The following is a 19,984-nucleotide window of genomic DNA, read 5'->3' as shown; positions in this document are numbered from 1 at the left end:
TACGCGGGGGGTCACCACTCGAACGGTCTAGTCCCGGTGATATTTCACATGTCACACTACGGCAATGGATGACTTCCTCAGGCTCTCAGCGAGCACCGCCCGGTACACCCACGGTGCCCCCCGCGCCTTCGCCTTCGGCGACGACGGCCGGCTGCTGTGGTTCCTCCGGTCGACCGGCCCCACCGACCCGGTCGACTCCCTCTGGGCCCTCGACACGGCCACCGGCGTCGAATCCCTCCTCGCCGATCCGCGGGAACTGGCCCCTTCCGGCGGTGAGTTGCCGCTCGCCGAGCGCCGCCTGCGCGAACGGATCCGGCTGGTCGCCGCGGGCATCGGCTCCTACGCGCTGTCGGGCGACGGGCGCAGCGCCGTCTTCGCGCTGTACGGGCGGCTCTACCAGGTCAGTGCCCGCACGGACGGCGCGGAGAGAACGGCCCCGGGCGCCCGCCGGCCCGCGCCCGTCCCCGAGGTCACCGGACCCGCTCTGGATCCGCGCCCCAACGCCGACGGCTCCCGCACCGCCTACGTCAGCGGCGACGCCCTGCACGTCGCCCCGGGTGGCCGGGTCAGCCCGGACGACGGGGCCCGCTGGGGCGTGGCCGAGTTCGCCGCGGCCGAGGAGCTCGGCCGCTCCCGCGGCCACTGGTGGTCCCCGGACGGGGCGACCCTGCTGGCGGCGCGCGTCGACGAATCCGGCCTCCAGCGGCGGTACTTCGCCGATCCCGCGCGACCGGAGCTCCCGGCCGAGGACTTCGCCTACCCGCAGGCGGGCGGGCCCAACGCCGATGTGCAGCTGTGGGTGCTGCGCCCGGACGGTGAGCGGATACGGCTGGACTGGGACGCCGAGACCTACCCCTACGTGTCCGACGCGGGCTGGGAGTCGCCGCAGGAGATCCTGCTGACGGTCCAGGACCGCCTCCAGCGCACCGTCCTGCTGCTCTGCGCCGATCCGGCGACGGGCCGCACCCGGGAGCTGTCCCGCACCACGCACCCGCGGTGGGTGGATCCCCTGCCCGGCACCCCGGCGCGGCTCCCCGACGGACGGATGCTGACCGCCGCCGACACCCCCGCGGGCGCCGCCAGGGCCCTCGCGGTCGACGGGAAGCCGCTCACCGGCGACGGGACGCAGGTCCGCCGGGTGGCCGGCATCCACCGGGACCGGCTGCTGATCGAGGCCGGCCTGCGCGATCCCGCCGAGCAGCAGGTCCTGCTGCTCGACCCGGCGACCGGGGAGACGGCTCCGCTCGCCGACGGCCCCGGCGTGCACGGCGTCCAGGCCGGCGGTGGAACCCTGCTGCTCACCTCCGCCGACGCCGGGGGCGTCCGGCGCCTGGTACGGACCGCCGACGGGCGGGAGTTCGTCCCCCGGGACCTGTCCCAGCCCCTGCCGTACCGGGTGGCGCCGGTCCTGGAGCGGGTCACCGAGCACGGTGTCCCCACCGCCCTGGTCCTTCCCCGCGACCACGTACCGGGGCGGCGACTGCCCGTCCTGGTGGACGGCTACGGCGGCCCCGGCTTCCAGGACGTGTCCGCCGAGCCGCGCCGCTGGCAGGCCCGGCAGTGGTGGGCGGACCAGGGCTTCGCGGTGGTGACGGCCGACAACCGGGGGACCCCGCACGTCTCCCCCGCCTTCACGCACGCCGTGTACCGCGGCTTCAGCGAGGTCACCCTGGAGGACCAGGTCGCGGCGCTCCGGGCGCTCGGCGCCCGCCACCGCGATCTGGACCTCGGCCGGGTCGGCATCCGCGGCTGGTCCTACGGCGGCTACCTCGCGGCCATGGCGGTGCTGCGCCGCCCGGACGTCTTCCACGCGGCGGTTGCCGGGGCCGCCCCGACCGACTTCCGGTACTACGACACGGCGTACACCGAGCGCTACCTGGGCCTGCCGCAGGAGAACCCGGAGGTCTACGACCGGGATTCGCTGCTGCCCGACGCCCCGAGGCTGACCCGCCCGCTCCTGCTGGTCACCGGGCTCGCCGACGACAACGTCCACCCCTCCCACACGCTGCGCCTGTCCCAGGCCCTCACGGACGCGGGCCGCCCCCACCAGCTCCTCGCCCTGCCGGGCGTCACGCACATGACCCCGGGCGGGACGCGCGAGAAGGTGATGGCCCAGGAACTGGCCTTCTTCCACCGCGAACTGGCCTGACGCCACGCAGGGGCCCCGGAAGACGCCGTTGTCTCCGGGGCCCCCTCTTCCCGTGGATCCCCGTCAGTCACCCGGGAAGTGGCAGGCCACCTGTCGTGAGGCGGCGGTTTTCAGGAGCGGTCGGTCGGTGCGGCAGATCAGCTGGGCCTTCGGGCACCGGGGGTGGAAGGTGCAGCCCGGTGGCGGGTCGGCCGGGCTCGGGGGGTCGCCGAGCAGGACGATCCGCTCCCGGCGGCGTTCCGCGGCCGGGTCGGGGAGGGGGACGGCCGACAGCAGAGCCCGGGTGTAGGGGTGCTGGGGGTCGGCGTAGAGGGAGTGCTTGTCCCCGATCTCGACGATCCGGCCGAGGTACATGACGGCGACCCGGTCGCTGACCCGTTTGACGACGGACAGGTCGTGCGCGATGAACACGTACGCCAGGCCCAGTTCGGCGCGCAGCCGCTCCATCAGGTTGACGATCTGGGCCTGTACGGAGACGTCGAGGGCGGAGACCGGCTCGTCGGCGACGACCAGGCGGGGGCTGGTCGCCAGGGCGCGGGCGATGCCGATGCGCTGGGCCTGGCCGCCGGAGAACTCGTGCGGATAGCGGTCGATGTGCTCGGGGATCAGGCCGACCAGGTCCATCAGCTCCGCCGCGCGGCGGCGGGCGTCGGCCGCGCTCCAGCCCTGGACCAGCAGGGGGTCGGAGATGACGCGGGCGACGGTCTGGCGGGGGTTGAGGGAGGAGTGCGGATCCTGGAAGACCATCTGGATGTTCCTGCGCAGGGGCCGCAGCTCTCTCTGGGAGAGGCGGGTGATGTCCTCGCCCTCGAAGGCGACCCGCCCCGAGGTGGGTTCCAGGAGGCGTACGAGCATCCGGCCCGTGGTGGACTTCCCGCAGCCCGACTCCCCCACCAGGCCCAGGGTCTGGCCGGGCCCCAGATCGAAGGAGACCCCGTCCACGGCGCGCACGGGCGCCCCCCGGCGCCCGGTCGCGGAGCGCTTCCCGGGGAAGGTCATGGTGAGGTCCCGTACGGACAGGAGTGGTTCGGTCGTGGTCATCGGGCCGCCTCCTCGACGGGACGGGCGCCGGCGAAGTGGCAGGCCACCGTCCGGCCGGGGGTGCTCCCGTGCCCGCGCAGCTCCGGGCGTTCCCCGGTGCAGCGCTCGGCGGCGAGCGGGCAGCGCGGGGCGAAGGCGCAGCCCGGGACGGGCAGGAGCAGGGAGGGCGGGGAGCCGGGGATGGACGGCAGCGGCTGGTCCTCGGCGCTGTCCAGGCGGGGCAGCGAGTCGAGCAGGCCGCGGGTGTAGGGGTGCGCGGGCCCGGTGAACAGGTCGTCGACCGGGGCCTGTTCGGCGGCCCGGCCGCCGTACATGACCAGTACCTCGTGGGCGACGCGGGCGACGACACCCAGGTCATGGGTGATCATCACGACGCCGAGCCCGCGCTCCTGCTGGAGCCTCGCGATCAGCTCCAGGATCTGGGCCTGGACGGTGACGTCCAGGGCGGTGGTCGGCTCGTCGGCGATGAGCAGCTCGGGCTCGCAGGCCAGCGCCATGGCGATCATCGCGCGCTGGCGCATGCCGCCGGAGAACTGGTGCGGGTACTCTCCCGCGCGGCGGGCCGGCTGCGGGATGCCGACCTCGCCGAGCATGTCGATGGCGCGTCGGCGGGCGGCGGCCCGCCCGGCCTTGAAGTGCACCCGGACGTGCTCGGCGATCTGCTCGCCGACGGTGTAGTAGGGGTGGAGGCTGGAGAGCGGGTCCTGGAAGATCATCGCCATGCGGCGGCCGCGGATCCGGGCCAGTTCCCGTTCGCCGAGGCCGGTCAGCTCCCGTCCGGCCAGCGCCACGGAGCCCGTGACCTCGGCTCCGTCCCGGTGCAGGCCCATCAGGGCCAGCGAGGTGACGGACTTGCCGGAGCCGGACTCGCCGACGATGCCGAGCGTGCGGCCGGCCTCGACGGTGAAGCCCAGCGAGTCGACGGCCCGTACGGTGCCGCGCGGGGTGGTGAAGGTGACGCGCAGGTCGCGGACCTCCAGCAGCGGAGCGGTGGTTGCGGCGGCCATCAGTACCTCACCCTCGGGTCGACGACGGCGTAGAGGAGGTCGACGACGAGATTGGCGACGACGATGAAGAAGGCGGCGAGCAGGGTGACCCCGAGCACCACGGGCTGGTCGGAGCTGACCAGTGCCCCGTAGAACAGCCGTCCGACGCCGGGCAGTCCGAAGATGGACTCCGTGATCACCGCTCCGGCGAGCAGTCCGCCGAGGTCCATGCCGAAGATGGTGAGGACGGGGGTCATGGCGGAGCGCAGTCCGTGCTTGACGACGACGGTGCGCTCGGGCATGCCCTTGGCGCGGGCGGTACGGATGTACGGCTCGGCCATCGCCTCGATCATCGAACCCCGGCTCTGGCGGGCGTACATGGCGGCGTAGAGCAGCGCGAGCGCGGTCCAGGGCAGCAGGAGGTTGGCGGCCCAGCCCAGCGGGTCGTCGGTGAACGCCTGGTAGGTGGGGTAGGGCAGCAGGCCGGCGATGCGGATGACTCCGTAGATGAGCATCACGGAGGTGAAGTAGACGGGCAGGGAGGCGGCGGCGACGGCGCCGACCATCAGGGCCTTGTCGGTGGCGGTGTCCTTGCGCAGGGCGGCGGTGACCCCGGCGCCGAGGCCGAGGACGAGCCAGAGCGCGGCGGCGCCGACGGCGAGGGAGGCGGAGACCGGGAGCCGGTCCATGAGCAGGTCCCAGACGGGCAGGGAGTTGTCGTAGGAGTAGCCGAGGCAGGGGAAGTCGCACTGGACGGCGTACTGGCCGGTGCCCAGGGTGCGGCCGGTGAAGATGCCGGTCAGGAAGTCGGCGAACTGCCGCCACAGGGGCTGGTCGAGGCCCAGGTGGGCCCGTACGTCGGCGAGCCGTTCGGCGCTGCAGGTCTTGCCGCAGGCAGCGGCGGCCGGGTCGGAGGGCAGGACGTAGAAGATGAGGAAGGTGACGGCGGCGATGGCGAGGAGCACGCCGGCCAGCGCGAGGAGCCTGCGGGCGAGGTAGAGGATCACGTGCGGCCGCCCCTCGGGTCGAGGATGTCGCGCAGGGCGTCGCCGAGCAGGGTGAAGGCGAGCACGGCGAGGAAGAGGAAGAGGCTCGGGATGACGAAGTACATGGGGTCGGTCTCGTAGAAGGCGACGGACTCGGCGATCATCTGGCCCCAGGAGGGGGTGGGAGGGCGGACGCCCACGCCGAGGTAGCTGAGCGCGGCCTCGGTGCTGATCATGCCGGGGACGAGCAGGGTGGTGTAGGCGATGACCGGGCCCGCCACGCCGGGCAGGATGTCGCGGGTCAGGATCCGCCACGCGCTCGACCCGCCGACGCGGGCGGCGTCCACGTACTCCCGGTGTTTGAGGGAGAGCGTCTGGCCGCGGACGACGCGGGCGACGCCGGGCCAGCCGAAGACCCCGATGACGGCGGTCATCAGGACCATCCGGTTCACGTCCTTGGCCACGGACAGCATCGCGATCATGAAGATGAGGGACGGGAAGGACATGGTCAGGTCCATCAGCCGGGACAGCACCGCGTCGGTGCGGCCGCCGAAGTAGCCGGCGGCGATTCCCGCGGCGGTACCGGCGAGCACCACGATGGCGGTGGCGGCGAAGGCGATGAGCAGGGAGACCCGGGCACCGTGGACCACCCGGGCGAACAGGTCGCGTCCGGTGACGGGTTCGACGCCGAGCCAGTGCTCGGGGCTGATCCCGCCGAAGGAGCCCAGCGGCAGGCCGCCCAGGTAGGGGTCGACGGCGGTCTTGTCGAACTCCTCGGGCGACCAGCCGCCGAGCGCGCCGAGCCAGGGGGCGGTGACGGCCATGAGGACGAAGAGCAGGACGACGCCGAGGCTGACGCGGACGGCGGGGCGGCGGCGCAGTTCCCGCCGGGCGAGCTGCCAGGGGCTGCTGCCGGGCGGGGTCGCGGCGGGCGGCCCGTCCTGGGCGGCGCCGGGGGCCGGTGCGCCGCCCGGGACCGGGGCCGGGGGCGGGGACGCCTGGCCGCCGGCGCCCGGTGCGGTGGTGGTCATGGTGTCGGGGGCTCCGTCTTCCTCAGCCCTGGCTCTTCGAGGGGTCCTTGAGGCCGACGGTGGCGTAGTCGATGGTGCCGGTCCACACCGGGTGGCCGAAGGCCCCCGCGATGTTGGGGCCGACGAGCAGCGGCTTGCGCTCCAGCAGGACCGGGACGGCCGGGGACTTCTTCATGAGCTCGGCGTCGAGTTCGGCCCAGGCCCGGTTGGCCTGCTGGGCGTCGGCCATGGCGTTGATCTCGTCGATGCGCTTCATGGTCGCCTCGTCGCGGAACTGGCTGTAGTTGCCCTGGTTGCCCTTGTCCTTGATGGTGCGTCCGTCGAAGACGAAGGGGATCCAGGTGGAGCCCGAGGGGTAATCGGGGCACCAGCCGCTGAGGGTCATGTCGGGGGTGGTGGCGAGGTCGCCGATGACGTCGTAGTAGGCGCCGGGGTCGACGGTGTCGACGACGACCTCGATGCCGACGCGGGCCAGGCCCTGCTGGATGGCCTCCGCCTTGCCCTTGTCGCCGGTGGAGACGGCCAGGGAGACCTTGAGCTTGTCCTTGCCCGCGGCCTTGAGCAGCTCCCGGGCCTTGGCCGGGTCGCCTGCGGGGGCGATCTTCAGGGTGTCGGCCTGCTTGCCGCCGGAGAGGGCCGGGGGCAGGTAGGCGGTGGCGGCCTCGTTCAGGGCCGGGCCGCCGCCCGCGGTGATCACGGCCTCCTTGTCGACGGCGTACTGCATGGCCTCGCGGACCTTGGGGTCGTCGAACGGCGCCCGGGAGTTGTTCAGGTGGAGCATCTCGGTGCAGCCCTGGGACTCGGCGAGCAGCCGCGCCTTGACCTCCGGCTTGGGGAGCACCTTGGGTGCGCTCTCGGGCCGCATGTCCGCGTACTGGACGGCGGAGGCGTCGGGGCCCTCGCCGGCGATGATCCGGTCGTCGATCTGGCCGCCCTTGAGGCCCATGACGACGACGAACCGGTCCGGGTATGCCTTGCGCACGGGGTCGGTCGCGGCGTCCCAGTGCTCGTTGCGGACCAGGACCAGCTTCTTGTCGCGGTCGTAGGACTCGATCTTGTACGGGCCGGAGGAGAACGGCCGGGCGTCGTACTGGGTGCCCTTCTCCTGGGACTGGGGGACCGGCGCGAAGGTGGGCAGGGTGGCCGTCGCGGAGAACTCGGCGACGGGCCGCCGCAGTTCGAAGACGATCGTGCGGTCGTCCGGGGTCTTGACGGAGTCGAGGTGCTGTCCTTGGAGCGGGCCCTTGTACCCCTCGGCGCCGGCCAGGTACTGGGCGGCGTAGTCCGGGCCGCCGGTGAGGTCGGGGGCGAAGGAGCGCTCGACGTTGTACTTGACGTCCTGGGCCCTGACGGGTGAGCCGTCCTCGTACTTGACGCCTTCCTTGAGCGTGAAGGTCCAGGTGCGGCCGCCGTTGGACGGGGTGCCGAGGTCCGTGGCGAGGTCGGGGACGAGTTCGCTGCCGGCCTTGCCCGGTTCGGCCTTGAAGGTCACCAGGGTGCGGTAGAGCAGCCGGGTCCCGAAGTCCATGGTCGGCATGACCCAGTTGCGGGCGGGGTCGAGATGGGCGAAGTCCTGGTTGGACAGGACGGTGAGGGTGCCGCCCTTGACCGGGGTGCCGCCGAGGACCTTGCCGTCGTTGGCGGCCGCGGGGTTCTCGGCGGCGCCCCCTCCCTGGCCCTTCTTCGCGGTGCCGGAGCAACCCGAGACGCCGAGTGCGAGAGCGGCCACCACCGTGGTGGCGAGGGCGAGTTGGGTGCGCTTGGTCATGGGTCACTCCAGTGAAGGGCCGCGCTCTATGATGTGACCGGTAACATAGTAATGTGAAATTGCACTGACAAGGGGTTGGGCTCGCCGTTATCCAGCCGTGTCCAAAGGGCGGGCCCGGCAAGCGAGTTGGGCCCGGACCAGAACGGTCCGGGCCCTCGGGGACGGGCGGCGGTCGGCGGTTGCGGCGGTCAGCCCCTGGCGGTGCCTCCGAGGCCGCCGGGGGTGCGGCCCACCGGCTCGTCGCGGCCCTGGGCCCACAGCGAGCGGACGTGGCCGAGATGGCGGAGCATGCACGCCTCGGCGGCTCCGGCGTCACCGGAGAGCATCAGGTCGAGCAGTTCGAGGTGCTCCTGCGCCGAGGACACCAGCTTGCCGGCCTCGTCCAGACCGGTCAGCCCGTACAGCCGGGAGCGCTTGCGCAGGTCGCCGACCGTCTCCACCAGGCGGTCGTTGCCCGACAGCCCGAGCAGGGTGAGGTGGAAGCGGCGGTCGGCCTCCAGGTAGCCGATGAGGTTGTGCTCGCGGGCGCTGGTCACGATCTCCTCGGCGATGGGGCGCAGCGCCTCCAGCTGCTCGGCCGTGGCGGTCTCGGTGATCCGGCCGATGGTCGGTACCTCGATCATCGTGCGCAGCTCGGTGTACTGGTCGAGGTCGCGCTCACTCACCTCGGTGATGCGGAACCCCTTGTTGCGGACGGGCTCGACCAGGCCCTCGCGGGCGAGGTCGAGCATCGCCTCGCGCACCGGGGTGGCGGATACGCCGAGTTCGGCCGCGAGGCCGGGCGCCGAGTAGACGCTGCCGGGGCGCAGCTCACCCGCTATCAGAGCGGCTCGCAAGGCGTGGCCGACCTGGTCCCGGAGCCGTTCCTGGGCCTTGATGAGACTGTGCTGCTTCAGGTCACCCATTGCTCTTCCTCCGCGACGCCCGACACTCCCCCGGCTGCCGCCGGGGCACCTTCAGCTCTGGGCAGAGGAACAGCGTACAATGTCACGTTTCTCTGCTGGCTCCCGCGGTCTCGAACACCGCGACCGCCACGGCAAGATCCTCCCAGGCCATGCCCACGCTCTTGAAGAGCTGTGGACAACCGGGCGTCCCGGCCGCCGGCAGCCGCCCCGTGACGAGGTCGGCGAGGGTACCGGTGATGTGCCCGGGCCCGATGGCGCCCTCGGCCTCCGGAACCAGCAGGTCCCCCGCCTCGCGCAGGGCCGCAGCCCGCGACTCCACGTACACCGCCGCGCGTCGCACGAGGGCGGTGTCCGTCTCCCGGGCCGTCGGCTCGTGGGAACCGACGGCCACGACCGTGGCCCCGGGGCCCACCAGCCGCCCGTCGAAGAGGGGCTCGCGGGCGGTGGTGCAGCAGATGACCAGGTCGGCGTCGGCCACGTCCCGCGCGGTGCCGGTCCGGGCGGTGAGGCCGAGGGCGCGGGCGTGCCCGGCGAGCTCCCGCGCGCCCTCGGGCCGCCGGGCGACGACCACCACCTCCGCCAGGTCCCGCACGGCGAGGGTCGCCGCCAGGTGCCCGTACGCCTGGGGGCCCGAGCCGAAGAGCACCAGCCGCAGCGGCCGCCCGGCCGGAGCCAGGTGGCGCAGCGCCAGGGCCGAAACCGCCGGGGTGCGCAGGGCGGTGAGGGCCGCGCCGTCGAGCAGGGCGAGCGGGCGCAGGGTGGGCCCGTCCAGCAGCAGGAAGGTGCCGGTGATCCGGGGCAGCCCGCGGGCGGGGTTCCGCGGGGACACCCCGACGGCCTTCACCCCGGCGTACGAGCCGGAGGCGGCGGGCATCAGCAGCAGTTCGCCGCCGGGCACCCCGAGCACCGTCCGGGGCGGGCAGCCCTCCGGGTCCAGGCCGGCCCGCAGCGCGCCGGCCAGGGCGTCGGCGGCGGCCGCCGGAGTGAGCAGCTCGGCCATGTCGGCGGCGCCGAACCACGGTGGCGCGCTCACAGGGGGAACCCCGCCCCGAGGGGGTCGTGCGGGTCCACCGTGAAGACGTGTTCGCCGGTGCGGTAGGCCGTGCCGGTCACCTCCGTGACGCCGTCGGCGAGCATCCGTCCGGTGAACACCGTGCCCGTCACCGACTCGTGCAGCAGGTCCTCGCCGGGACCCGGCCGGCCGTCCTCCGCGAGCAGCGCGAGCCGCGCCGAGGTGCCGGAGCCGCAGGGCGAGCGGTCGATCTGCCCGTCGGCGAAGACGGTGACGTTGCGCTGGTGCGGACCGAAGGGGGTGTCGGGGAGTTCCTCGTACAGGACCACCCCGTAGACCCCGGACAGCAGCGGGCCGCCGGGGTGCCAGGCGGCGGGGTGGGTGGCCAGCGCGGCCCGGATCTCCCGCCCGGCCCGCACCAGTTCGGGCAGCGCACCGCGGTCGACGCCGAGGCCGAGGTCGCGGGCGGCGAGCGAGGCGTAACAGGCCCCGGCGTGCGCGATGTCGACCTCCGCCATGCCGAGGGTGGTCGCCACGGGCACCTTGCGGGCCCCGACCCGGGCGGGGACGTTGCGGAAGGTGACGCCGGTGGTGCGGCCGCCGTCCCGGTGCACGGTGGCGGTGACCCGCCCGGAGGGTACGTCGATGCGCACCTGGGCGTCGCCGTCGTCGGGGGCCGCGACCCGGCCGGTGTCCACGGCCCACGCGCCGAGGGCCATGGTGCCGTGCCCGCAGGCGGTGGAGAAGCCGTCCTTGTGCCAGAACAGCACGCCGAAGTGCGCCCCGTCGTCATCGGGCGGGACGACGAACCCCCCGTACATCCCGGCGTGGCCGCGCGGCTCCTGGACGAGCATCCGCCGTACGTCGTCCAGCGCACCCCGGCGCGGGGCGGTCCCCGAGCCGCCGGGCCCGACGGCGGTGGCGCAGCGTTCGGCGACGGTGTCCCCGGGGACGGGCCCGATCCCCTCGGCTGCGGCGTCGACGATCCGGAAGGGCTCTCCGGCGGTGTGGTAGTCCGTGGTGCGGACGGTGATCACAGGAGGAATCCTCCGGGGAAGGGGTCGGCCGGGTCGAGGAAGTACTGGGCCGTGCCGGTGATCCACGCCCGGCCGGTGACGGTGGGGACCACGGCGGGCCGCCCGGCGACGGTGGTCTCGCTCACCAGCCGGCCGGTGAACTCGCTCCCGATGAAGGACTCGTTGACGAAGTCCGCGCCGAGCTCCAGTTGCCCGCGGGCGTGCAGCTGGGCCATGCGCGCGCTCGTGCCCGTTCCGCACGGCGAGCGGTCGAACCAGCCCGGGTGGATGGCCATGGCGTGCCGGGAGCGGCGGGCGTCGGAGCCGGGGGCGGCCAGGTAGACGTGCTTGACCCCGGCGATGGAGGAGTTCTCGGGGTGGACGGGCCGGTCCGCGCCCGCGTTGACCGCCGCCATGACGGCGAGCCCCGCCTCGATCAGGTCGCCCTTGCGGGCGCGGTCGAAGGGCAGGCCGAGCTCGTCGAGTTCCACGAAGGCGTAGAAGTTGCCCCCGTAGGCGAGGTCGTAGCGGACCGTGCCGAAGCCGGGGACCTCGGTCTTCAGGCCGAGGCCGACGCAGAAGGAGGGGACGTTGGTGAAGGTGACGGCCGTGGCCGCCCCGTCCTCGACGCGGACGTCGACGCTCACCAGTCCCGCCGGGGTGTCGAGCCGGACGGTGGTGACCGGTTCGACGACGGGCACCATGCCCGTCTCGACGAGGACCGTGGCGACGCCGATGGTGCCGTGCCCGCACATGGGCAGCAGGCCGGACACCTCGATGTAGAGCACGCCGAAGTCGGCGTCGGGGCGGGTGGGGGGCTGGAGGATGGCGCCGCTCATCGCGGCGTGCCCCCGCGGCTCGTACATGAGCAGGGTCCGCACCCGGTCCATGTGCTCGATGAAGTGGAGCCGCTTGTCGGCCATGGTGGCGCCGGGGACCACGCCGACGCCGCCCGTGATGACGCGGGTCGGCATGCCCTCGGTGTGCGAGTCCACCGCGTGGTAGACGTGTCGCGTGCGCATGGTTCTTCCCGTCTGCTAGTCGAGGCCCTCGGCCAGGGCCTTCTCGGTGGCGGCGCGGACGGCGGCCTCGGTGTCGCCGGTCAGGGGGGAGCGCGGCGGGCGGGTGGGCCCGCCGGGGCGGCCCGCCAGGTCCATGGACAACTTGATGGCCTGCACGAACTCGGTCTTGGAGTCCCAGCGCAGCAGCGGGTGCAGGGCCTTGTAGAGCGGCAGTGCGGTGTCGAGGTCGCCCGCGACGGCGGCCCGGTAGAGGCGGGCGCAGGAGCGCGGGAGGGCGTTGGGGTAGCCGGCGATCCAGCCGACGGCGCCGGCCAGGGCCAGTTCGAGCAGGACGTCGTCGGCGCCGATGAGCAGGTCCAGGCCGGGGGCGAGTTCGGCGATCTCGTAGGCGCGGCGCACGTCGCCGCTGAACTCCTTGACGGCGACGACGGACCCGTCGGCGTGCAGGCGGGCCAGCAGCGCGGGGACCAGGTCCACCTTGGTGTCGTGGGGGTTGTTGTACGCGACGACGGGCAGCCCGGCGCGGGCGACCTCCGCGTAGTGGGCGCGCACGGTCTCCTCGTCCGCCCGGAAGGCGTTGGGCGGCAGCAGCAGGACGGAGCCGGCCCCGGCCTCGGCGGCCTGGTCGGCCCAGCGGCGGGCTTCGGCGCTGCCGTAGGCGGCGACGCCGGGCATGACGCGGGCGCCGTCGCCCGCCGCCTCCACGGCGGTGCGCACGACCCGGGCCCGCTCCTCGTCGGTGAGGGTCTGGTACTCGCCGAGGGAACCGTTGGGGACCACGCCGTCGCAGCCGTTGGCGATCAGCCAGGCCACGTGTTCGGCGTAGGCGTCGTAGTCGACGCCGAGGTCTTCGCGCAGCGGGAGGGCGGTGGCGACCATGATGCCGTGCCAGGGGCGGGTGCGGGTGTCCGGGCCGGGGGTCGTGCGGGGCGCGGGGGTGGGCGCGTCGGTCATGTGATGACTCCCTAGTGTGGTGTGTGACATTTTACTAGCGGGTGCAAGGTGGCCACAAGGGGCGGGACGGTCCGATCAGTCGGTGTCCGGGGGCAGTTCGGCGAGCCGGCGCAGCGGAACCGGGCAGGACAGCGGCCGCCGGTCGGCCACCGGGGCCTCCCCGGCGAGGGCCGCAACGGCAGGAGCGCACATCCGGCCCTGGCACCAGCCCATGCCCGCACGGGTGAGGAGCTTGACCGTACGGGCGTCGCGTGCGCCGAGCTCACCGGCGGCCTCGCGGATCCGGCCGGCCGGCACCTCCTCGCAGCGGCAGACGACGGCGTCGTCCCGCAGCCAGCCGGTCCATCCGGAGCCGGGCCGGTGGGCGGCGCCCATCACCCCGGCGAAGGCCCGCAGGCGCGTGCGGGAGCGGGCGAGGCGGGAGGCAGGGGGCGGGAGGGCCCTCCCGCCGCCGCGCAGGGCGTCCGCGATGGAGTGGGCCGCCAGTTCGCCCTCCACCAGCGCCAGTCGGGCCCCGCCGACGCCGCCGGTCTCCCCCGCGGACCAGATGCCGGGGACGGAGGTCCGCTGCTCGGCGTCCAAGTCCAGGGCGACGGTGCCGTCGGGGCTGCGGAGGGTGGCGCAGCCGACGCCGGTGGCGAGTTCCAGCTGGGGCACCAGGCCGTGGCCGACGGCGAGGGCGTCGCACGGGATCCGGCGGGCGGTGCCGGGCAGCGGGCGCCAGTCGCGGTCGAGGCGGGCCACGGTGACGGCTTCGAGGCGGTCGCCGCCGTGGGCCTCGGTCACGGCGTGCCGGCTGAGGAGCCGGACGCGATGCCGGGCCAGGGCCGCGCCGTGGACCGCCCCCTCGACGAGCTTGCCCGGGTTGCGCAGCAGGACCGGGGTCCTGGCGGCGTACGCGGTGTAGGCGGCGGCCTCGACCACCGCCGCAACGGTGGCTCCGGCGGCGGCGAGCGAGCCGGCCACCGCGAGCAGCAGCGGTCCGCTCCCGGCGACGACCACGCGCCTGCCGGGCAGGACCAGCCCGCCCTTGAGCATCGCCTGCGCCCCGCCGGCCCCGACGACCCCGGGCAGCGTCCAGCCGGGGAAGGGCAGCTGGCGTTCGTGGGCCCCGGTCGCGAGCAGTACGGCCCGGGCGTGGACGGCGGCCGGTTCCCCGTCCGCCCCGAGGGCGTGCAGGGTCCACCGGCCGGCGGACCGCGAAGGGTTGTCCGCCGCCGGGCCCGGGACCACCGTCCACACGTGGCGCCCCGGCAGGTACGTGATCCGGCCCGCCGACTCGTGCGCGCGGAAGGCGGCTTCGCGGGTGGCGAACGCCGACCAGGCGTGGTGCAGCGCCTCGGGGCGGGCCGCGCCGAGGCCGGGCGCGGGCCGGCGGTAGAACTGCCCGCCGGGCCGCTCCCCGGCGTCGAGGACGGTGACGCGCAGGCCGAGGCCGGCGGCGGTGACGGCGGCGGCGAGACCGGCCGGGCCGGCGCCGACGACCGCGAGGTCGACCGGGGCCGGGCGGGGCGCCGCGGGCTGTGCGGGTTGCGTGGGCCGCGCGGGGTACGGCGGCCGCGCGGGCTCAGACGGCGAGGTCGGCATGGCCGGTCCCTTCCTGCGTGGTGACGGTGTCGCCCTCGCGGGCGGGAACCAGGCAGGCGCGCTGGTTCGGGCGTCCGTTGACCGTGACCAGGCAGTCGTAGCAGCTGCCGATCCCGCAGAAGGCGCCGCGCGGGGCGCCGCCGTCGCGGGTGGTGCGCCAGGCGAGGATCCCGGCGGCCCACAGCACGGCGGCGATGGACTGCCCGGCCTGCACGGGCAGTTCGCGTCCGTCGAACCGGATGGCGTACACGGCCGCGGGGGCGCCGCCGACCAGGGAGCGGGGGGTGCGCATCAGGATCTCCTCCTCGGGCGGGGTGGTGCGGCGGCCCGGCCGGGTCGGCGCGCGGCGCTCACGCGAAGCGCTCCGGGCGGAACGGCGCGAGGGGCAGCGGGGGTTCGGCCCCCGTCAGGGCCGCCGCGACCAGCAGGCCCGTGGCCGGGGCCAGGCCGATGCCCGCTCCCTCGTGGCCGCAGGCGTGCAGCAGGCCGGGGCGGCGCGGGTCCTGGCCGATCGCCGGAAGGTGGTCGGGGAGGTAGGGCCGGAAGCCGTGGTAGGCGCGCAGGACGTTCACGTCCGCCAGCACGGGGAAGAGCGCCGCCGCCTGTGCGGCCAGCCGGCGCAGCGCCTCGGTCGACAGGCCGCGGTCGAAGCCGACGCGCTCGCGGGTGGCCCCGATCAGGACCGGCCCCGAGGGCGTGCCCTCGACCACGGCCGAGGACTGCAGCGCGGCGGAGCCGCTGGCGACGTCCGCGATGTAGTCGGCGGCGTAGACCTTGTGCCGGACCACCCTCGGCAGCGGCTCCGTCACCAGGACGAAGCCGCGGCGCGGCAGAACCGGCAGGGTCACGCCCGCGAGCTCCGCGACGGCTCCGGCCCAGGTGCCCGCCGCGTTCACCACGGCGGGGGCGAGCAGTTCGCGGTGCGCGGTGCGGACCCCGCGGACCGCCTCGCCGGAGCGGACGAAGCCCGTCACCTCCTCACCGAGGTGGACTTCGGCGCCCGACGCGGCCAGCAGCCGGGCGGCCGCCTGGGCGGGCTGCACCTGGGTGTCCTGCGGATAGTGGAATCCTCCCGCGAGGCCCCGTGCCAGATGGGGTTCCAGGTCGCGCAGGTCGTCCGGGTCGGCCTCGACCGCCTCGACGCCGGCCGTGCGCTGGCCTTCCGCGAAGGTCCGCAGGGCCTGGAGCGAAGCCTGGTGCGGGGCGACGACGAGGCCGCCCTTGGCCTCGTACTCGATCTCCTGGGGGAGGACGGCCGCCAGCTCGCGCCAGAGGCCGGCGGAGAGCAGCGCGAGGTCGAGCTCGGGGCCGGCCTCCTTGTCGGAGACGAGCAGGTTGCCCTCGCCGGCGCCCGTCGTGCCGCCCGCGACGGGACCGCGGTCGACCACGGCCACGCGGAGGCCGGCGCGGGCCGCGTAATAGGCGCACGCCGCTCCGACGACGCCGGCGCCGATGATGACGGCGTCCAGGGGGTGTCTCTTGAGCACGGCAGTAATATGTCACATTCTTTAGTAGCTGCCCAGACGGCCGCCCGGACCGGCCCGGGCAGGGGCCGGTCCGGTGCGGGATCAGCTGCGGAGCGGGCCCTCGCAGCTGTAACTCGACGTGCCGGCGGTCTTGTTCGTCCAGATCTCGACCGGCCCGAAGGAGCAGTTCATGTCGGCCAGGTTGGTGGAGGCGGCGCCCGCCCGGTCGAGGATGAAGTAGTCGACCGTCTCTGACATGTCCTTGAAGTTCTGGTCGTCGCTCCGCCAGTTCTTCAGGTTCGCGCTGATCCGCCCGGTGCAGGTGAAGCGGCGCTTGCCCGCGTCGCCGTTCTCGACGCAGTCCGGGGTGTTGTACGTGGCGGTGGCGAAGGAGGACTTGACCGAGGCCAGCGCCGCGTCGCGCAGCTGGTCGTTCGGGGTGAAGGTGGTGTTCGGCACGAAGAGCTGGTCCACCTTGGCGATCTGCGCGTCCAGGAAGCGGTCGTAGGCGCGCTGGAGGTAGGTGTCGGAGCCCAGGCGGTGGCGCCAGCCGTCGTAGGCCGCCACGTCATCGGCCCGCAGGTGCGTGTACATCTCGCGCAGCAGGCTCGGCTTCTCGGTCCACAGGAACTCGAAGAAGGTGCCGGCGTAGCTGTAGAAGCGGAAGCCGTCGCCGTCGTAGGTGGCGTTCAGCACCTGCTCGACGGTCATCCGCGGACCGCCGTTCGCGGTGTCGTTGATGATGCTCTTGACCAGCGACTTGCGGACGGCGATGCCGTTGTCGCGGGTGGCGCCGTCGAAGAACTCGGCCGTGCCCTCGTCCATGGCGGTCGTGCGGTCGCCCTCGTACCAGGGGCCTTCGCCGAAGAAGCCGGGGACAGCGAAGCGGCCGTTGAGGTAGTGGGTGTACTCGTGGCGGAAGAGCTCCTCGAGGGTGAGCGAGGAGTCCTGCGGGACGCGGCGCTGGTAGGTGTAGAAGGTGGCGCCGTTCTCGATGTAGATGCCGCCGTTGTTCGTGTCGTAGCCGGTCAGGACCGGGTGGTAGTTCTCGTAGTCCGCGCGGGAGGCGTACAGCACGATGTTCAGCGTGGTGTTGGGGTCGCCGGCCAGCGGCTGATCGGTGCCGACCACCCGGTGGAACTGGCTCTTGACCTGCTTGCTCGCGTAGTACAGCTGGTCGACGGTGGCCCGGTCGAGGGCGGTGCGGACCTTGATGGCGCCGTTGTCGTAGACGTAGGTGTGGGGGAAGATCTGCCGCTCGATGTCCTCCTTGCACACTCCGTACGGCTTGCACGCCCCGTAGAAGTCGAGCCAGGAGACGACCTTGGCCCACGGCCCGGTGCCGAGCGCGGCCTTGACCGGCTCCAGCATCGCGCCCAGGTCGGCGACGACCTGGTCCCGCAGGCCCTCGACCTGGCCGAACCGGCCGTACTCGCTGAGCGCGTCGCGCGCCACCCAGGCGTTGCCCGTGTCCTTGAGGTGGGTGTGGCCCGCGAAGGCCTTGAAGGCGGCGCGGTAGGGGGCGTTGCCGGCGACCGCGGCGTGGAAGGCGGCGTCCTGGTTGCCGGGGTAGACCCCGAGGTAGTTGACGGAGAGCGCGGCGAGGGCGGCGCCGGCCCAGGCGGCGTCGTGGTGGGTGGCCGGGTGGGCCGGGCCCATCGTCGCCAGGACCTTGGTGATGAGGCCGAGCTGGTGCTGGCGCAGGCCGGGGGCGCTGCCCGCGTACAGGGCCTCGCGCAGGGTGCGGGCGTTGGACGCGGTCACGTCGAAGGTGCGGGCGGCGGCGGCGAAGTCGGCTATGGCCTGGCGCATGGCGGCCACGGTCGGCGCGTCGGTGGCGTCGACCTCGGAGCGGGAGTGGTCGTGGTAGGCGACCGCGTGCAGGTAGGTGAACATCTCCTCCAGGTGGGAGGAGTTGCGGCCGTCGTGGGCGGCGGCCAGGCTCGATATCCGGCGGGAGACGGCCTGGACGTGGGCGTCGGACATCACCGGCGCCAGCCGGGCGTCCCAGGTCCAGACGAGGCCGCGCAGGCAGCCGTCCGCGAGCACGGCCTGGTCGGCGAGGAAGTCGGCGAACTGCTCCGGGCCGAGGCCGGTGATCCCGTCGAGGGTGCAGGGGACGCCGGCGCCGACGCTGCGTGCGGTGGGGGCCGCCTGGGCGACCGCCGTTCGGCTCTTCTCCGTGCGCTCGGCGGGCGCGGTGGCGGCCGTGGCCGCGCCGGGGACCTGCCCGGTGATGGCCTGCCCGCCCGGGGCCGGCGCGGGGGCGGGAGTGGCGTCGGCCGCGTTGGCGAGGTGGTCGACCTCGTCGAAGGGGTTCGGCGCGGACGCCGGGGCGGCCAGCGGGGCCCGGGCGCCGGTGAAGGCGGCCGGGACCGGGGCCTCGGCGGCCTGGGTGACGGCCTGGCCGGCCGAGGCGAGGAGGGTCACCGCGACGGCGGAGGCGAGGAGGGACGAACGCACGACTCTGTGCATGGACACCGGGAACTCCTGGTGGGAGAGGCGGGGTGGGGGGTGGTGCGGTGAACGGCCCTGCATCACACGGCGTTTGACGGGGATTAACGTGCCGGAGTGTGAGCTGTAACATAGTAATGTGAAATTGCACTGACAAGACCCGTGCGCCCACCAGTTCGCACCTTCTTGAGGAGCATCCCGTGACCGACACCCCTCCCCGCCTGCACACGGGGAGCCACGACCTCCCGGTATCCCCGGAGTTGTCCCGGTTCATGGCGGACCACTGGGCCGCCTCCCCGCTGCCCGGCTCCGACCGGGTGCCCGCCCACGCGGTCACCCCGGCCCGCCGGGCGCGGCTTTCGGCCCGCTTCCCCGGCGAGCGGCTGGTCATCCGGGCCGGCACGCTGAAGGTCCGCTCCAACGACTGCGACCACCGCTTCCGGCCGCACAGCGCGTACGCGTGGCTGACGGGCCTGACGGGTGAGGACCAGGCGGGGCACGTCCTGGTGATGGAGCCCTCCGGACCGCACGCGCACGAGGCGGTGCTCTACCTGCGGCCGCGCTCCCCGCGCGCGGACGGCAACGAGGAGTTCTTCCGCGACCGCCGCTACGGCGAGTTCTGGGTGGGCCGCCGCCCGGACCTCGCGGAGGCGGAGCGCCTCACCGGCCTGCGCTGCGCCCACCTGGACCTGCTGGGCTCACCGACCGGCCGCGACGCGTCCGATGATCCGGAACTCGCTTCGGCGCTCTCCGAGTTGCGGCTGGTGAAGGACGCGTGGGAGGTCGTACAGCTCCAACTGGCGGTGGACCACACGGCGGCGGGCTTCGAAGACGTCGTACGGGCGCTGCCGCGCGCCCTGGCCCACCCGCGCGGGGAGCGGTGGGTCGAGGGGGTGTTCAACCTCCGGGCCCGGGCGGAGGGCAACGGCACCGGGTACGAGACGATCGCGGCGGCGGGCGCGCACGCCTGCACGCTGCACTGGATCCGCAACGACGGCCGGCTGGACGGGGACGAGCTGCTGCTCCTGGACGCGGGTGTGGAGACGGACACCCTGTACACGGCGGACATCACCCGCACCCTCCCGCTGTCCGGACGCTTCAGCTCCGTCCAGCGGCAGGTGTACGAACTGGTCCTGGCCGCCCAGGAGGCCGGCATCGCCGCCCTGCGGCCCGGCGCCAGGTTCGGGGACTTCCACCGGGCCGGGATGCGGGTGATCGCGGAGGGCCTGGCGGAGTGGGGCGTCCTGAAGCACGCGGAGGGCGACCTGCACCGGCGGTACACGCTGTGCAGCAGCGGGCACATGCTGGGCCTGGACGTCCACGACTGCGCGAAGGCGCGGGCGGACGCCTACCTGGACGGGGTCCTGGAGGAGGGCCAGGTCCTCACGGTGGAGCCGGGGCTGTACCTCCAGCCGGACGACGAGACCCTGCCGCCGGAGCTGCGCGGCATCGGGGTCCGCATCGAGGACGACCTGGTCGTCACGGCGGACGGGGCACGCCTGATGTCGGGCGCCCTGCCGCGCACGGTGGCGGGCATCGAGGAGTGGATGGGGCGGCTGCTGGAGGGTTGAGCCGGAGGTGACGGGCGGGTGCTGTGACCGGACGGG

16 protein-coding genes are annotated in these 19,984 nt (G+C 74.0%); 2 read left to right on the top strand and 14 right to left on the bottom strand.

The genetic code is table 11. The annotated features are described in order from the left end of the window. The first annotated feature begins 64 nt into the window (after nucleotides 1-64). Entirely contained in the window at nucleotides 65-2,149 is a 2,085-nt protein-coding gene (locus AC07FY_RS20730) for a S9 family peptidase (RefSeq protein WP_479008211.1), read from the top strand. Between the two features lie 63 nt (nucleotides 2,150-2,212). Here AC07FY_RS20730 and AC07FY_RS20725 read toward each other — a convergent pair whose 3' ends face one another. The 14 genes from AC07FY_RS20725 to AC07FY_RS20660 all read right to left on the bottom strand — a co-directional run bounded on the left by AC07FY_RS20725 (nucleotide 2,213) and on the right by AC07FY_RS20660 (nucleotide 18,404). After that, entirely contained in the window at nucleotides 2,213-3,190 is a 978-nt protein-coding gene (locus AC07FY_RS20725) for an ABC transporter ATP-binding protein (RefSeq protein ID WP_479008210.1), read from the bottom strand. Continuing rightward, nucleotides 3,187-4,197 carry an ABC transporter ATP-binding protein gene (locus tag AC07FY_RS20720; protein ID WP_479008208.1) on the bottom strand — a complete coding sequence of 337 codons (1,011 nt, stop codon included), beginning with the start codon at nucleotides 4,195-4,197 and terminating at the stop codon, nucleotides 3,187-3,189. The genes AC07FY_RS20725 and AC07FY_RS20720 overlap by 4 nt, the downstream gene beginning before the upstream one ends. Beyond that, nucleotides 4,197-5,183 carry an ABC transporter permease gene (locus tag AC07FY_RS20715; RefSeq protein ID WP_479008206.1) on the bottom strand — a complete coding sequence of 329 codons (987 nt, stop codon included), beginning with the start codon at nucleotides 5,181-5,183 and terminating at the stop codon, nucleotides 4,197-4,199. Before AC07FY_RS20715 ends, AC07FY_RS20720 begins: the two co-directional genes overlap by 1 nt. Continuing rightward, nucleotides 5,180-6,193, bottom strand: a complete 1,014-nt coding sequence (locus AC07FY_RS20710) for an ABC transporter permease (RefSeq protein WP_479008204.1) — start codon at nucleotides 6,191-6,193, stop codon at nucleotides 5,180-5,182. The genes AC07FY_RS20715 and AC07FY_RS20710 overlap by 4 nt, the downstream gene beginning before the upstream one ends. A gap of 22 nt (nucleotides 6,194-6,215) precedes the next feature. Next, on the bottom strand, nucleotides 6,216-7,961 hold the full coding sequence (locus AC07FY_RS20705) for an ABC transporter substrate-binding protein (protein ID WP_479008202.1): 1,746 nt from the start codon (nucleotides 7,959-7,961) through the stop codon (nucleotides 6,216-6,218). A 188-nt stretch (nucleotides 7,962-8,149) separates the two neighbouring features. Next, complete coding sequence (locus AC07FY_RS20700; RefSeq protein ID WP_479008200.1) at nucleotides 8,150-8,866, bottom strand: GntR family transcriptional regulator; 717 nt, start codon at nucleotides 8,864-8,866, stop codon at nucleotides 8,150-8,152. 82 nt (nucleotides 8,867-8,948) lie between these two features. Next, nucleotides 8,949-9,866, bottom strand: coding sequence for an ornithine cyclodeaminase family protein (locus AC07FY_RS20695; protein ID WP_479008356.1), 918 nt, complete (start codon nucleotides 9,864-9,866; stop codon nucleotides 8,949-8,951). Between the two features lie 29 nt (nucleotides 9,867-9,895). Next, nucleotides 9,896-10,924 carry a proline racemase family protein gene (locus AC07FY_RS20690; RefSeq protein ID WP_479008354.1) on the bottom strand — a complete coding sequence of 343 codons (1,029 nt, stop codon included), beginning with the start codon at nucleotides 10,922-10,924 and terminating at the stop codon, nucleotides 9,896-9,898. Next, a complete protein-coding gene (locus AC07FY_RS20685; protein WP_479008198.1) occupies nucleotides 10,912-11,916 on the bottom strand; it encodes a proline racemase family protein in 1,005 nt (334 codons plus the stop codon). The genes AC07FY_RS20690 and AC07FY_RS20685 overlap by 13 nt, the downstream gene beginning before the upstream one ends. Before the next feature lie 15 nt (nucleotides 11,917-11,931). Beyond that, nucleotides 11,932-12,870, bottom strand: a complete 939-nt coding sequence (locus tag AC07FY_RS20680) for a dihydrodipicolinate synthase family protein (protein WP_479008196.1) — start codon at nucleotides 12,868-12,870, stop codon at nucleotides 11,932-11,934. 75 nt (nucleotides 12,871-12,945) lie between these two features. Further along, a complete protein-coding gene (locus tag AC07FY_RS20675) occupies nucleotides 12,946-14,457 on the bottom strand; it encodes an FAD-dependent oxidoreductase (RefSeq protein ID WP_479008194.1) in 1,512 nt (503 codons plus the stop codon). Continuing rightward, a complete protein-coding gene (locus AC07FY_RS20670) occupies nucleotides 14,438-14,752 on the bottom strand; it encodes a (2Fe-2S)-binding protein (RefSeq protein WP_479008352.1) in 315 nt (104 codons plus the stop codon). Before AC07FY_RS20670 ends, AC07FY_RS20675 begins: the two co-directional genes overlap by 20 nt. Nucleotides 14,753-14,807: 55 nt before the next feature. Continuing rightward, a complete protein-coding gene (locus AC07FY_RS20665; protein WP_479008192.1) occupies nucleotides 14,808-15,944 on the bottom strand; it encodes an NAD(P)/FAD-dependent oxidoreductase in 1,137 nt (378 codons plus the stop codon). Between the two features lie 81 nt (nucleotides 15,945-16,025). After that, nucleotides 16,026-18,404, bottom strand: coding sequence for a collagenase (locus AC07FY_RS20660; protein ID WP_479008190.1), 2,379 nt, complete (start codon nucleotides 18,402-18,404; stop codon nucleotides 16,026-16,028). A 173-nt stretch (nucleotides 18,405-18,577) separates the two neighbouring features. Here AC07FY_RS20660 and AC07FY_RS20655 point away from each other — a divergent pair, with 173 nt between their 5' ends. Beyond that, nucleotides 18,578-19,948, top strand: coding sequence for an aminopeptidase P family protein (locus tag AC07FY_RS20655; protein ID WP_479008188.1), 1,371 nt, complete (start codon nucleotides 18,578-18,580; stop codon nucleotides 19,946-19,948). The last annotated feature ends 36 nt before the right edge of the window (nucleotides 19,949-19,984 follow it).

The organism is Streptomyces sp. NPDC045967 (assembly GCF_056430495.1).
The sequence above is the reverse complement of the archived record's forward strand: the minus strand, read 5'-3'. Positions and strand labels throughout refer to the sequence as shown.